12 protein-coding genes and 1 riboswitch are annotated in these 14637 nt (G+C 34.8%); of the genes, 7 read left to right on the top strand and 5 right to left on the bottom strand.

All coding sequences use genetic code 11. The features are described from left to right. Nucleotides 1–140: 140 nt before the first annotated feature. From V7024_RS11475 to V7024_RS11460, 4 genes are all read left to right on the top strand, one after another. The gene (locus V7024_RS11475) at nt 141–1403 is read left to right on the top strand and encodes a sugar ABC transporter substrate-binding protein (RefSeq protein WP_335519815.1); all 1263 of its coding nucleotides are present in this window, start codon (nt 141–143) and stop codon (nt 1401–1403) included. Between the two features lie 78 nt (nt 1404–1481). After that, nucleotides 1482–2783: a sugar ABC transporter permease gene (locus V7024_RS11470; RefSeq protein WP_335519812.1), complete on the top strand. Its 1302-nt coding sequence runs from the start codon at nt 1482–1484 to the stop codon at nt 2781–2783. Further along, entirely contained in the window at nt 2784–3626 is an 843-nt protein-coding gene (malD, locus tag V7024_RS11465; protein WP_335519809.1) for a maltosaccharide ABC transporter permease MalD, read from the top strand. Between the two features lie 321 nt (nt 3627–3947). Next, nucleotides 3948–4976 (top strand): LacI family DNA-binding transcriptional regulator, encoded by a 1029-nt coding sequence (locus tag V7024_RS11460; RefSeq protein ID WP_098916368.1) that lies wholly within the window; start codon nt 3948–3950, stop codon nt 4974–4976. Nucleotides 4977–4991: 15 nt separating this feature from the next. Here V7024_RS11460 and V7024_RS11455 read toward each other — a convergent pair whose 3' ends face one another. Together V7024_RS11455 and V7024_RS11450 are read right to left on the bottom strand one after the other, a co-directional pair. After that, nucleotides 4992–6149 carry an aminotransferase A gene (locus tag V7024_RS11455; protein ID WP_335519804.1) on the bottom strand — a complete coding sequence of 386 codons (1158 nt, stop codon included), beginning with the start codon at nt 6147–6149 and terminating at the stop codon, nt 4992–4994. A 98-nt stretch (nt 6150–6247) separates the two neighbouring features. After that, the gene (locus V7024_RS11450; protein ID WP_098916366.1) at nt 6248–6448 is read right to left on the bottom strand and encodes a hypothetical protein; all 201 of its coding nucleotides are present in this window, start codon (nt 6446–6448) and stop codon (nt 6248–6250) included. A gap of 215 nt (nt 6449–6663) precedes the next feature. On the opposite strand from V7024_RS11450, the gene V7024_RS11445 reads away from it, so the two are divergent. After that, nucleotides 6664–7950, top strand: coding sequence for a HAMP domain-containing sensor histidine kinase (locus V7024_RS11445; RefSeq protein WP_335519801.1), 1287 nt, complete (start codon nt 6664–6666; stop codon nt 7948–7950). A 23-nt stretch (nt 7951–7973) separates the two neighbouring features. Here the strand turns inward: V7024_RS11445 and V7024_RS11440 are convergent, their stop codons facing one another. Beyond that, nucleotides 7974–8732 (bottom strand): DUF3967 domain-containing protein, encoded by a 759-nt coding sequence (locus tag V7024_RS11440; protein ID WP_335519798.1) that lies wholly within the window; start codon nt 8730–8732, stop codon nt 7974–7976. A 261-nt stretch (nt 8733–8993) separates the two neighbouring features. On the opposite strand from V7024_RS11440, the gene comJ reads away from it, so the two are divergent. Beyond that, nucleotides 8994–9332: a competence protein ComJ gene (comJ, locus tag V7024_RS11435; protein ID WP_335519795.1), complete on the top strand. Its 339-nt coding sequence runs from the start codon at nt 8994–8996 to the stop codon at nt 9330–9332. A gap of 292 nt (nt 9333–9624) precedes the next feature. On the opposite strand, the gene metE is transcribed toward comJ, so the two are convergent. Next, complete coding sequence (gene metE / locus V7024_RS11430) at nt 9625–11916, bottom strand: 5-methyltetrahydropteroyltriglutamate--homocysteine S-methyltransferase (protein ID WP_335519792.1); 2292 nt, start codon at nt 11914–11916, stop codon at nt 9625–9627. A 128-nt stretch (nt 11917–12044) separates the two neighbouring features. Beyond that, nucleotides 12045–12232, bottom strand: a riboswitch (cobalamin riboswitch). Nucleotides 12233–12376: 144 nt separating this feature from the next. Here metE and V7024_RS11425 point away from each other — a divergent pair. Then, nucleotides 12377–12520, top strand: a complete 144-nt coding sequence (locus tag V7024_RS11425) for a hypothetical protein (RefSeq protein ID WP_335519790.1) — start codon at nt 12377–12379, stop codon at nt 12518–12520. A gap of 353 nt (nt 12521–12873) precedes the next feature. Here the strand turns inward: V7024_RS11425 and V7024_RS11420 are convergent, their stop codons facing one another. After that, the gene (locus V7024_RS11420; RefSeq protein WP_335519787.1) at nt 12874–14409 is read right to left on the bottom strand and encodes an MDR family MFS transporter; all 1536 of its coding nucleotides are present in this window, start codon (nt 14407–14409) and stop codon (nt 12874–12876) included. Between the last annotated feature and the right edge of the window lie 228 nt (nt 14410–14637).

Raw genomic sequence — 14637 nt, 5'->3', positions numbered from 1 at the left:
CTATAAAAGAATGTATAATGATAGACAAATAGCGCAAACGTTTTCATAGATTGAAAAGTTGTTTGTGCTTCTATTAAACTATTATATGCAAACGTTTTCATTTTTAGGTATTATGTACATAATTTGGGAGGTAGTTAGGGATGAAGAAGAAAGCGTTATCTTTATTAACAGTTTCAGCTTTGACAATCGGAATGTTATCCGCGTGTGGTCCGAAAGATTCAGGAAAAAAAGAAGCAAGCAAGGAGAAGAAAGATTATGATCTTCTTGTTTGGGAAGACCAGAAAAAAGCTGTTGGTTTAGATCCAGCCGTAAAAAGTTTTGAAAAGAAATATAATGTAAAAGTAAAAGTTGTAGAAGTTCAGATGACGGAACAAGTAAAAAAACTTCGTCTTGACGGTCCAGCTGGTACAGGACCAGATGTTGTAACATTGCCACATGATCAAATTGGGAATGCAGCAACAGAAGGGCTACTTTCTGAAATAAAAGTAGATGATTCTGTTAAGAGTAAGTTTACTGATTTATCATTAAAAGCACAAACATATGATGGCAAACTATATGGTTTACCAAAAGCTGTTGAAACACCTGTATTCATTTATAATAAAAAATTAATGCCAAAAGCGCCAGAAGCAATGGATGAACTATTTAATTTTTCAAAAGAGTTTACAAAGAACGGAAAATATGGATTTTTAGCATTAGGAGATAACTTCTACTTTGCGAATGCATTTATGTCTGGTATGGGTGGTTATGTATTTGGTGAAAAAGATGGTAAACCAAACCCTGCAGATATTGGATTAAACAATAGCGGTGCAGTACAAGGTGCAGAATTTATTCAAAAATGGTATAAAGAAAAACTATTCCCAGAAGGAATTATCGGTGAGTCTGGCGGATCAGCTGCAGATGGATTATTTAATGAAGGAAAAGCAGCGTCTATTATGAACGGTCCATGGGCATTTCAAGCGATTGAAAAAGCAAAGATTGACTATGGTGTAGCTCCAATGCCTAAATTACCGAATGGTCAACCGATGAAAACGTTTGTTGGTGTAAAAGGATGGCATGTAACAAGCTTCTCAAAAAATAAAGATTTAGCAGCAAAATTTACTGATTGGGTAACAAATGAAGAAAATGCAAAAATTCGTTTTGAAAAGACAAAAGAAATTCCTCCAGTGAAATCAGTGATGGAAGATCCAGTTATTAAAGATAACGAAGCTGCAAAAGCAGTAGTAGCACAAGCAGAAAATGGTATTCCAATGCCGAATATTCCAGAAATGCAAGAAGTTTGGAAACCAGCAGGTGATGCGTTGCAATTAGTTGTAACAAACAAACAAGATCCAAAAGCGGCACTTGATGGAGCTGTGAAACAAATTAAAGGAAACATTGAAGCAAATCATAGTAAGAAAAAATAATATAGAATTCGTGTCTTTTGTATATAAAAGACACGAATTCTCCTCCTTCCAAGGGGAAGAAAAAAAGGGGGAAGAACCATGCAGACATCCTTTGAACCGGCTCATGCAGGAAACGGTTCCAAACACCGAAAAACAGCGGCAACGTTGTCTATTATTCCGGGTATTGGTCAACTGTACAATAAACAATACGTAAAAGGTATTATTTTTCTAATATTAACTTGTTCGTTTTTTGTAGCATTTGCTGATATGTTAAATATTGGGTTGTGGGGGATTGTAACGCTCGGTACAGAAGTTCCTCGTGATCACTCTATCTTTCTATTAGTAAAAGGGATTTTAGCGCTGATCGTCACTGCATTTGGAGTAGGTATATATGCTTTTAACATATATGATGCGTATCAAAATGGGAAAAAGCGTGATGAAGGAATACCGTTACACTCTGTAAAAGAGCAGTACCATCATTTGTTAGACCAAGGTTTTCCATATATGATGGTTTCGCCAGGATTTCTGTTATTAATCTTTGTTGTTGTACTTCCAATTATTTTCGTTATACTAATTGCATTTACAAACTATGATTTATATCATTCTCCTCCTGCAAAACTTGTAGATTGGGTTGGTTTTAAAAACTTTGTTGATATTTTCACATTACCAGTGTGGCGAAATACATTTGTAAGTGTATTTTCTTGGACAATCATTTGGACGTTTTTAGCAACGACATTGCAAGTAGCGCTTGGGATTTTCTTGGCAATTTTAGTGAATCAACAAGGAATTAAAGGGAAAGCGATAATTCGTACAATCTTTATTTTACCTTGGGCCGTTCCGGCATTCGTATCGATCCTCGTATTTGCTGGTATGTTTAATGAATCATTTGGAGCAATTAACAATCAAGTGTTAGCTCTATTCGGAATTGACAAAATTGCTTGGATGACAGACCCATTTTGGACGAAAGTCGCTTTAATTTTCATTCAAACATGGCTCGGTTTTCCGTTTATCTTTGCGATGACGACAGGTATACTGCAATCGATTCCAGGTGAATTGTATGAAGCTGCGACGGTAGATGGTGCGACAGGTTGGCAACAATTTCGTAAAATTACATTACCGCTCGTTTTATATGCGACTGCTCCTATTTTAATTACGCAGTATACGTTCAACTTTAACAATTTCAGTATTATTTATCTGTTTAATGGCGGTGGTCCAGCTGTATCGGGACAAGATGCAGGCGGGACAGATATTTTAATTTCTTGGATTTATAAGTTGACGATGACATCGGCTCAATATGGGAAAGCAGCAGCACTTACGATGATTTTATCGTTAATTGTTATTTCAGTTGCTTTATGGCAATTTAAAAGAACAAAATCATTCCAAGAAGAGGATATGATGTAAATGAACATAAAACGACAGAAGATATTACGTCTTTCATTAAGTTATTTTGTAATTTTCATGATGTGTGTGATTATTTTCTATCCATTATTATGGATTGTAGGATCATCGTTTAACCCAGGAGATAGTCTCTCAGGATCAAGTATAATTCCTGAAAATGCGACGCTGGATCATTACAAAAAACTACTTGATCTCTCGCAAAGTAACTATGTACTTTGGTATAAGAATACGTTGAAAGTTAGTGTTTTGACAATGATTTTCTCTGTATTGTCAATTAGTTTTACAGCATATGCATTTTCGAGATATCGTTTTGTCGGAAGAAAGAATGGGTTAGTAACATTTTTAATACTTCAAATGATCCCAAACTTTTCAGCGTTAATTGCATTGTATATTTTAGCGCAGCTGACAGGATTAATGGATACGCATCTAGCGTTGATTTTAATTTATGTTGGCGGTGCAATTCCGATGAATACATGGCTTATGAAAGGATACTTTGATACGATTCCAAAAGAATTAGACGAATCAGCTCGTATGGATGGGGCAGGGCATTTTCGGATTTTTTGGCAAATTATTATGCCTTTAGCAAAACCAATTGTTGCGGTTGTAGCGTTATTTACTTTTATTGGTCCATTTACTGATTTTATTTTAGCGAGTATCATTTTACGTACACCAGAAAATTATACATTAGCTGTTGGACTATATGAAATGGTAGCGAAAAAATTCGGTAATGAATTTACAACATTTGCAGCAGGATCTGTATTAATTGCGATACCAATTTCAATTTTGTTCTTATCTTTGCAAAAATATTTTATTTCTGGTTTAACTGCTGGAGGAACGAAGGGATAAATGGGACGTTATGTCTCATTTATCTTTTTTTATCTCCCGATTAGGCGAGCTTTCCATCAGCGGGGATGAAGACCACCGTGATGGAAATTTCACTTTATCGAAGAATCGATTTAGCAAGTATAGGAACGAAGAAAAATTCAAAAAAATAGTATAAAGTATAGGAAAATAACCATCTATCCATTACAATACATGAGGAGGGGAAATATAGATTGACGTTAATAAAGGGAAACTTCCATCAGTGGGAGTTTTTATGTCGGTTTTTTAGCTTGTATATAAATAGTATAAATCATATAAATCAAAGAAGAGAGGGGGAACAAATTTATGACAGTTACAATTAAAGATGTAGCAAAAAAAGCAAATGTTGCTCCTTCTACAGTTTCACGTGTGATTGCTGATAATCCGAGCATTAGTGAGAAAACAAAACGACGTGTTCGTAAAGTAATGGCTGAATTAGGCTATCATCCGAATTTAAATGCGAGAAGTCTTGCAAATCAAACAACTAAAACGATTGGACTTGTTATGCCGAGTTCTGCAAGTAAATCGTTTCAAAATCCATTTTTCCCAGAGGTTATTCGAGGGATTAGCTCATTTGCACACGGAGAAGAATACTCATTGTATATGTCAACTGGAGAGACAGAAGAAGAGATTTTTAATGGTGTTGTGAAAATGGTGCAAGGAAGGCAAATTGGCGGTATTATTCTTTTGTATTCTCGTATGAATGACCGTATTTTAGAATATTTACACGGACAAAATTTTCCGTTTGTTCTTATCGGTAAACCATATGATCGAAAAGAAGAGATTACATATATTGATAATGATAATTATGCGGCGGCACGAGAAGTAACGGAATATTTAGTTTCACTTGGACATAAGCGAATTGCATTTATCGGTGGTGATTCAGATTTACTCGTTACGAAAGATCGCCTTGCTGGGATGACAGATGCATTAAAATTAGCTGATATTTTTCTGCCAGCTGAGTATATTTTAAATCTTGGTTTTTTACAAGAAAGTGGTCAAAAAGCAGTAGAAAAACTTATGACACTTAGTGAACAGCCAACAGCTATTATCGCAACGGATGATTTAATTGGATTAGGTGTATTAAGTGCTTTATCAGAAAAGGGAATCTCCGTGCCGAAAGATATTTCTATTGTTAGTTTTAATAACGTATTGTTATCTGAAATGGCAAATCCACCATTAACAACGATAGATGTAAATATTTATCAGCTAGGTTACGAAGCAGCAAGATATTTAGTTGATAAAATTGAACACTGTGAAACTTCACCAAAGTGTATAATTATTCCTCATAAATTGGTGAAACGTCAAACTTGTAGTGAAAATGAAAAAAACTAAGAGAAGAATTATCTCTTAGTTTTTTTGTTGTATAAATGTTTCTAAGCGGTCACAGCCTTCTTTCAGCATTTCCATGCTATAAGCATAGGAAATACGAATGTATCCTTCACCGTATTCAGAAAATGCTGAGCCGGGAACAACAGCAAGTTTCGCTTCTTTCACAAGTTCCATTGCAAAATCAAAAGAAGAAGGTACTAAATCACCAATATAAGGAAACAGATAAAATGCGCCTGTTGGTTTTTCGACAGTTAATCCCATTTGTATAAGACGGTTGTATACATAATCAAGGCGCTTTTTGTATTGGTGACGCATCATACGGGGAGCTTCTTTTGCTGCTGTTAATGCTTCAATTGCTGCGTACTGGGCAATTGAAGTTGCACATGTAACGTTATATTGATGAACTTTTAAAATTTGACTTGCCAAGAAGTTTGGTGCAAATAAAAAACCGATGCGCCATCCTGTCATAGAATGAGATTTTGATACCCCGTTAATGACAATTGTTTTATTGCGCATTTCCGGGAAATTTGCAATAGAGATATGTTTATCCTGGTATACAAGTTCACTGTAGATTTCATCGGAAAGAACGAAAATATTTTTATCTTTTAATACTGCTACAATTTCTTCGAGTTCTTCTTTGGACAACGTTACACCAGTTGGATTTGACGGATACGGTAGTACGATGCAACGTGTTTTGTCTGTAATTGCTTCTTCAAGTGCTTTTGCGGTTAAGCGAAAGCCAGTTTTACGAACATCTACAAAAACAGGTTTTGCACCGCATAGGCGGATAATAGGTTCATATCCTGGATAGACAGGGGCTGGTAAAATTACTTCTGTCCCTTCTTCCAAAATTGTCCGAAAGGTAATATCGATTGCTTCACTTGCCCCGATAGTAACAATTGTTTCATTTTCAGGAGAATATACTAAATCATAGCGTTCTTTTACAAAATCGCAAGCTGCTTGCCGAAGCTGTAATAAACCGGCATTATGTGTATAGCTTGTAAAGTTTTCTGTAATGGCCCGCTTAGCAGCTTCTTTCACTAAAGAAGGTGTTGGAAAGTCCGGTTGTCCAATTGTGAGTGAAATAAGGTCGTCATATTGTTGAATCATGTTAGAAAATTGACGGATTCCAGAAATTTGAATATCTTTTACGCGAGGGTTAATAAATTGTTCCATTTTGTCTCCCTTTCTTCCGTTGCAAAATTTATTTTATTTTATCATATAATCGCTTTGAAAAGTTACAAATAAAAAAGGCCGCTAAAGCGACCTTTTGTTTAATAACCGTATTCCCAATCGATTTCGTCTTCGCTCCAAAGAACAGAAGAAACTTTTCCCAAATATACTACGGAGTTATTTACAGAGCATGTGCAATCATTTGTACCTGTTCGCTCTTGTAATTCTTCATACACTGATTTCTCAACATTTTCTAATACAACAAGATTTTCCTCGTTTAAGACAAGCGCAGTTCCTGTCATTTTAAATTCCTCCAATCAAATTCTTATCCTGTATTTATTGTATATGGCACATGGACAATTTGATACATGGTTTACAATCATTTCGAAAAGTTGTAACACTTGTGAATTAATCTTCACAAATTATTTACGGAAATGTTTAGAATAATTGAAAAAATAAAACAAATTTGTTAATAAAATGGTATAATCATATCAAAATGAATATAGGGGATGAGGGGATGGGACTTATCCGTGATTTAATGATTCAAGTTGCTATCATCATTTTGCCGCTATTTTTGTATGAAGCAATTCGTTTAAATCGTTATCAAAGTATGAATCAAAAGCCCAATCGCTATTTTATTGTATTATTATCAACAATTACGCTTATCCTTTCGATGACATATCCGATTTGTGTTTGGGAAACTTGTAATTATGATTTTCATCAAATCTCAATTATTAGCGCATTATTGTATGGTGGTGTAGTTGGTATCATTCCAGCTATAATCGCTATTTTATACGATGGATTTCTAAATGGTTTAAGTTGGTTTCGTGTACTAGAAGTTATTTTTATCTCTGTCATTCCTTTTTTATTGTCTAAAAAGTGGAGTACATTTTCGAGACATAAAAAAATAGTTTTATCTTTTATGTTGGCATCTTTTTATACTCTTATTTCTTTAGGATTTGAAATGTTTGGTTTGTTATTTGGGAAGGGATTTACACCAATGATATCTTATTTATATAGCGAATACATATTTGCTTCCTTCATTATGATCATGACGATGACATTCCAAGTTTATTTAACAGAATATTTATATGAAAATGCAATGTTACGAACCGAAATGCAAAAGTCTGAGAAATTAAATATTGTTAGCGAGTTAGCAGCGAGCGTAGCTCATGAAGTTCGTAATCCACTTACAGTTGTACGCGGGTTTATTCAATTATTGGAAAGTACAGAAGATGTGAGAAATAAAGAATACATGCATCTTGTATTAGCAGAATTAGACCGAGCAGAACAAATTATTTCAGACTATTTAAATTTAGCAAGGCCGCAAATTGATAAGAAAGAACATGTTTGTTTATCAGCGCAACTTATTGAAATGACTACGTTAATGTCTTCATTTGCTGCAATGCGAGGCGTATATTTACAAGTTGAAATTGCAGAAAATTTATATACGATAGGTGATAAAACAAAATTAAAACAAGCAATTATGAATGTCGTGAAGAATGGGATTGAAGCAATTCAAGAAAATAAAGGATATTTAAAGGTAACTGCATGGCAAAAAGATGAATCTATCGTTATTCGTGTCAAAGATAGTGGTATTGGAATGACGAAAGAGCAGCTGGCGAGACTTGGACAACCGTATTATTCATTAAAAGAAAAAGGAACAGGGCTTGGATTAATGGTTACATTTAGTATTTTGCAAGCTCATAGTGGTACACTTGTATATAAAAGTGAAATAGGAAAAGGAACGGAAGTAATTATTACATTACCAGATGCAATGCAAAACATTATACATAAAGATTAAAAGTTACCAAAGTATGGTAACTTTTATTTATTTATTTCACCTGTTTTTTCAGATTTAAAACGGACGAATAAACTTTTAAAAGATTTAAAGAAACCTTGTTCTTGCGAAGCGGCAATTAATCGTTTTGTTTCTTGAATTTCTCGAATTACTTGCATAAGTTGGACATCACGATTACTCTCTTTATTATAAACTTGATTCATAAGTTTGTTCATTTTTTCTTCTTGTTTGGATTCCCGTTTATACATATGGTTCATGAGTAGATCCATTTTTTCTTTTTGCAGCGCATCCGTTTCTGCGGCATGATCTACAAGATTTTGCAGCATTTCTTCTTGTTTTACCTCTTTCACATATACTTGGTGTATTAATTCATTTAGTTTTTCATCTTTTAAACGATTCTGCGTAATAAGGGTGGAGTTTTGATGAATAATGGCTTCGTTTAATTGGGCGAGCATATCTAATTTGTGCATGAATTCTTCAAATTTTTTGCTTTGTTCATTCAATTGCAGGTCGTCACTTTCTTCTACAATAGCAGGAGACACTGCTGGAGATTCTTCCTCTTTTAGTATGAATGCGATTGTTTCCATAATATCTTCTTTCAATGAAGCGGCTCGTTCGTGAATCAGTTTTAATATCCGTAAATCGTCCATTTTATACGTGCGAGATTGAGATGTTTTATCAATAAAATAGCCATGTTGTTCTAAAAGTTGGCTATATTTGCGAACTACATTTTTGGGGATTCCCGTTTTATTTGTGACATCTTTCGTTTTATATGTTCCATTCATGACATTTCCTCCCTAAAAAAGTATCATGTATATCAATTCCATTTCTTGTTTTGTACTTCCTTTGAAAAAAAATGTCGGAAGGATGAAAGTTTTCTACATGATTAGTGGAATGCTGCATGAAACAGCATGTTTTTAATGGAAAAGAAGATAGGAATATAGAATAATGTCTGAAAACATAAGAATATGAAATTTGTTATAATGACAGGAAGAGGAGGATAAATGTTCCATATTAGCGGCAAGAAAATGGAGGATTTAGTCTAGATGAAACAAGTTAAAGGTATTTTAATTACAATCGTTGCAATCCTTTCGTTATTAATTGGTATATACGAAATTTTGATAGCACCGGAATCAGGGGATAAGAAAGGCGCATCATACGACCAAGTTCTTGAGTTTCCGAAAAAACAGTATCCTGAAACAGGAAAACATATTGCAAATGCAATACAAGAAGGTGTGTTTATAAGCAGTGTATTAACAAGTAAACTTCATTTCTTTGTTCCTTCAGGGGATTACATAGTAACTATGCAAGCAGTTCCATTAGAAGAACCTTCGGCAGATGACTTGTACAAAGTAAAATATGAATTGTTTTTTGAAGAGAACTAATATAAATATAAATTGAAAAAACGACATAAAAATCCCTTTCTTTTTTAGGGAGGACGAGATCATCTGGCTGTGCAAAGTAGCGGTCAGTGCTTTTTCCTACCACATGCGAGGTTTAAAACAATGGGAGCAAGCCGGTAGCGGTCCTGTTAAATTCTGCATAGCACCGTTTTATATGTCGAGAAATAATAATGGATTTATATAAGAAAAAACTACTGTCCAAAAGGCAGTAGTTTTTTCTTATATCCCGCTCTTTGCGGACAGTAAGCTCCCGAATGAGGGAAGAGTCACTGTATTATCGCGCACTTGTTTGTAAAAGTTGACGTGCTTTTACAGCTGCTTTCACCATATGTTCTAGTGCAGGAATAACTTCTTCTGTTTTCCTTGTTTTTAAGCCGCAATCTGGATTAATCCAGAAGTATTTTGGATCACATACTTTTAATGATTGTTCTACAATTACATACATTTCATCTATACTTGGCACACGCGGACTATGAATGTCATATACACCAAGGCCAATTCCCTTTTCATATGGGTGTTCTTTTAGTGTATGAATAAACTCCCCATGGCTTCTTGATGTTTCAATAGAAATAACATCTGCATCAAGTTGACGGATTGCTTCAACGATATCTTCAAAATTACTGTAGCACATATGCGTATGAATTTGTGTTTCATTTTCCACTGAAGAAGTAGAAAGGCGGAATGCTTGGACAGCCCACGTTAAATATGTTTCCCAATCTTTTTCTTTTAACGGCATTCCTTCACGTAGTGCAGGCTCATCAACTTGAATGACACGAATACCGGATGATTCAAGTAATTTAATTTCATTGCGAAGTGCCAGAGCAATTTGATAAGCAACTTCCTTTCTTGAAATATCATTTCGAACGAAAGACCAATTTAAAATTGTGACAGGACCAGTTAACATACCTTTCACAACTTTATTCGTACAACTTTGTGCAAATGCTGTTTCTTTTACTGTCATACCATTAATAAATGCAACGTCACCATAAATAACAGGAGGTTTCACGCAGCGAGAACCGTACGATTGGACCCAACCGTTTTTCGTAAAGGAGAAGCCAGCAAGTTTTTCGCCGAAATATTCTACCATATCTGTTCGTTCAAATTCGCCATGGACGAGGACATCAAGACCAATTTCTTCTTGATATTGAATCCATTTTTTCGTTTCTTCTTCAATAAATCTTTCGTATTGCTCATTTGAGATATCGCCGCTGCGCCATTGTTTTCTAGTTTGACGAACTTCATGTGTTTGCGGGAAGCTACCGATTGTTGTTGTTGGAAGCAATGGTAGCTTCAGAGCTTTTTGCTGTAAGTTATAGCGATTTTTAAATGAAAGAGGACGAGAAAAGTCTTCCTCTTGTAATGTTGAGAGCGTAGATTGTACATCTTTACGATTACGAGCTGCTGAAGTACGAATTGCTTCATGCACACGTCGATACGTTTGTAATTCATGAGAAATACTTTCTATTCCATGTACGAGAGCCTTTTGTAAAATAGTAAGTTCGTCTAATTTTTGATTTGCAAAAGCGAGCGCATCATATAATTCGTCTGCAAGGTGTGTTTCATTTGTCTTGTCAATAGGAGTATGGAGTAAACTACAAGACGGTTGTACAATCCATCCTTTCGGTTGTACAGTTTCTTGCAATGTATGGAAAAGAGAGAGTGTGTCGTCAAGATTTGCTCTCCAAATGTTACGGCCATCCACACAACCGACTCCTAATACTTTATCGGATGGGAATCCATGTTGTAGTAAGGCGCGCAAATTACCTTCTTTACCGTGTACAAAATCAAGTCCAATCCCAGTAACCGGGAATGAAATAATCTCTTCATAGTTTTCTTCTATGCTATCAAAGTACGTTTGTAGCATAATAGATAGATTTGGAACAGCTTTACGAATTGTTTCATATAATTTTTTGGCGATATTAACTTCTTGTTTTGATAGAGAAGTAAAAATTGGTTCGTCAATTTGAACCCAGCGTACACCAGCATCTTGTAATTCTTGTAGCAATTGAATGTATGGATGTGTTAATTTTTGTAAAATAGTTGTGAATTGTTCTTTTTTATAACCTTTGGCTAAGCTTAAAAACGTAAAAGGTCCTAATATAACAGGCTTACCGTCAATGCCTAGTTCTTGTTTTGCTTCTTCATATAAACGAAGTGGACGATTTTCTTTAAGAGAAATATGTAAATCTTCCTCATATTCTGGAACGATATAATGATAATTTGTATTAAACCATTTCGTCATTTCAGAAGCAACGTGATCTTTTGAACCGCGTGCCATGCCAAAGTATACGTCGAGTTCTGATGTATACTTTGAAAAACGAGAAGGGATAAACCCGAGCATATATGCTGTATCAAGGACGTGATCATAATATGTAAAATCACCGATTGGAATGAGATCGATTCCTTTTTCTTGTTGTACTTTTAGATGTTGAAGGCGAATCTCTTTCATTTGTTTCACAAATTGTTGTTCATCAGCCTTGTTTGCCCAAAAAGCTTCTAATGCCTTTTTCCATTCACGTTGTAATCCAATTCGTGGATACCCTAAGTTACTTGTTAAAAGTGTCATTGTAAATTCCTCCCTAAATATAAGTAAGCATTTCCGTATACTCGGAAATGCTTTTAACGAAAAGTAGACACAGAAGCAGAAAATACTTCTCTTTCGTTAAAAACACCTCCTCATCATCCGTGAGTCTATCAGTGCCGTTAAAATAGGCAGGTCTCCTGGCTCATGCATCAGCGATTTCGATCACCTTCCCGTTTTCACAGTGGTATACAGAACGAAATCTTTGCACTTACAGTGGCGGGACCGCGTTGGGTTTTCACCAAACTTCCCTTTTAAACACGAAAGCATTTTTTCGTGTACCTATCTCCTTTTGGAAAGGAATGTAACTAGCGTATATGATATTGAAACAGATTTTATCATAATTTTTTTGAAAATGTCTACTATTTTTAAAAATAAGATAATTATTTTTATTAAAATGAAATTTTTTCTAGATGCCACCACCAATGTGATGGTGGATATATATGTGAAAAAAATGAGTAAGAACACTGTATTCGTTTGTATATATCGTGAGCGTGATGAAAGAGTAATCGATCATAGGAGAGTAGTTCCAGTTGTTCATTTGGGTGTAATGTATCGGATTGAAAAGCAATTTCGCTACGAAGCATGAGTATGTATAAGATTTGTTTTTGTAAATATGAATGGTAGTATACGGAGAATCCATATTGTTTAATTAAATGATCCTTCATAACATTTCGCCTCCTTTATATATTTGTATTGTAATGAAAAAAGAGTGGGGTTACAAAAAGGTAAAATGGAAAAAATCCTTCAGAAAATCCGTTTTTATGAATAGAAAAAACAGTCACTTTTAGTGACTGTTTATATGTTTATTAGTCTATTTCTGTATTGATTTCTAAAAGTTTTCTTTCTCTGTCCTCTTTATAGAGTTGTTTTATCTATCGAAGTTCAACAAAAGTATAATCAATAACATTTTCCAAAATATAAAGCTGTATCTGGGAAATGTTAACTCACTTGTTTTTGTTTCTTGTTTGTTGGTGTAACTAATCGGTCTTTTCCCATTAATAAGATGAAGATAATGCTAAGCGATGCAGGAATAAGTGCCCATAAAAATGTGTCAGCGATAGAGTTTGCTAGCGCATCTTTAATGCCATGTAAAATTTCTGGTGGTATTTTTTCAGTCGCATTTGGTGATAATAAGAAGCTTGTATCGCCGCCTTGTGGAGCCGTTTTTGCTAGTTCTAGCGGAAAAACGGATTTTAGTTTATCTGTAAATGCATGATTTTGAATGGTACCAAAAATTGTTACACCAAGTGTCATACCAAGTGAACGGAAGAAAGAGTTTGTAGATGTTGCAGAGCCTCGTTCTCTCATACTTAAATTATGAATAGAAGCCATACTTAAGACAGAGAAGGAAAATCCAACGCCAAATCCGGCTAAAATCATAAAGATTGTTATCATAGTCCGTGATGTATCTATAGTTAATGTACTTAATAAATACATGCCAAGAATAAAGAAAATACCAGAGATCGTCATAATGTTACGATAACTTGTACGCGTTGTTAACTGCCCGCCTATTTGACTTCCAATAACAGATCCTACCATCATTGGTGTTAAAATGAGTCCAGCATTTGCTGCAGATCCACCAAGAACACCTTGTACGAAAATTGGAATATAGACCGTACAAATAATAAACGTTGCACCATAGAAGAAAGCAACGCCTTGACTTGCTGCAAATAAACGTTTACGGAATAAATGGAAAGAAATAATCGGTTCCTCCACTTTTCGTTCAATAAAGAAAAAGATAATAAGCATAACAGTAAATGTAGCAAATAAGCTAATAATTACACTTGAATCCCAGGCGTACTTTTTACCACCAAGTTCTAAAGCAAACATGAGACAAACGATACCAATAATTAAAGTAATGGCACCTGCCCAATCAATTTTTTGTTTACTATATTGTAAAGATTCTTTATAGTGTTTTGTAATTAAAAATAGCGAGATAATTCCTAATGGGATATTAATATAAAATACCCAGTGCCAACTAATATAGTCGGTAATATACGCACCTAGAAGCGGACCAAACACACTTGACGTTCCAAAAACTGCTCCAAATAGTCCTGTCATTTTACCGCGTTTTTCCGCTGGGAAAATATCATACATAATTGTAAAGGCGATTGGCATAAGAGCGCCTCCACCAATACCTTGAATTGCGCGGTATATACTTAATTGTTCAATACTAGATGCAGTGCCGCAAAGCATTGAACCAACTAAAAAGAGAAGCAATCCCCCTATGTAAAAACGCTTACGTCCGTACATATCTGATAGTTTTCCGAAGATAGGCATCCCAGCCATAGTAGCTACCATATAGGCAGAAGTAACCCATACAAACTTATCGAATCCGCCTAAATCACCTACAATGGTAGCCATTGCAGTAGCAACAATTGTATTATCCATTGCTGCTAATAGTATTCCAAGTAACAATCCAGTTACAACGAACTTTGTATTATTTGCTTGCTTTTGAGTTATTTGTTCCTCCAAGCAGAACCCTCCTTTGTATCCCAATAATAAAGTGAAACTTCCATTCGTATTTTTAATCTTTACTGATGGATAGTATGGGATAAATTATATTATAGTCAAATTTGACTAAATCACAAATAATTTCATTCAGTAAAATTATTTTGCTGTCTGTATGAATCTTTTAGTCAAAAATCACATATTTTCATCAATAGGAGAGTTTTTATCCCGCTATTCGTGGGCAGTAAGACC

This window comes from Bacillus sp. JJ864, from assembly GCF_036963045.1.
Classification (GTDB): Bacteria; Bacillota; Bacilli; order Bacillales; family Bacillaceae_G; genus Bacillus_A; species Bacillus_A pseudomycoides_C.
Note: the sequence above shows the minus strand (reverse complement) of the source record. Positions and strands in the feature narration are given on the sequence as shown.

Coding starts and splice junctions, on each gene's coding strand:
- V7024_RS11475 (WP_335519815.1), top strand. CDS start 141: ATGAAGAAGAAAGCGTTATCTTTATTAACAGTTTCAGCTTTGACAATC.
- V7024_RS11470 (WP_335519812.1), top strand. CDS start 1,482: ATGCAGACATCCTTTGAACCGGCTCATGCAGGAAACGGTTCCAAACAC.
- malD (WP_335519809.1), top strand. CDS start 2,784: ATGAACATAAAACGACAGAAGATATTACGTCTTTCATTAAGTTATTTT.
- V7024_RS11460 (WP_098916368.1), top strand. CDS start 3,948: ATGACAGTTACAATTAAAGATGTAGCAAAAAAAGCAAATGTTGCTCCT.
- V7024_RS11455 (WP_335519804.1), bottom strand. CDS start 6,149: ATGGAACAATTTATTAACCCTCGCGTAAAAGATATTCAAATTTCTGGA.
- V7024_RS11450 (WP_098916366.1), bottom strand. CDS start 6,448: ATGACAGGAACTGCGCTTGTCTTAAACGAGGAAAATCTTGTTGTATTA.
- V7024_RS11445 (WP_335519801.1), top strand. CDS start 6,664: ATGGGACTTATCCGTGATTTAATGATTCAAGTTGCTATCATCATTTTG.
- V7024_RS11440 (WP_335519798.1), bottom strand. CDS start 8,732: ATGAATGGAACATATAAAACGAAAGATGTCACAAATAAAACGGGAATC.
- comJ (WP_335519795.1), top strand. CDS start 8,994: ATGAAACAAGTTAAAGGTATTTTAATTACAATCGTTGCAATCCTTTCG.
- metE (WP_335519792.1), bottom strand. CDS start 11,916: ATGACACTTTTAACAAGTAACTTAGGGTATCCACGAATTGGATTACAA.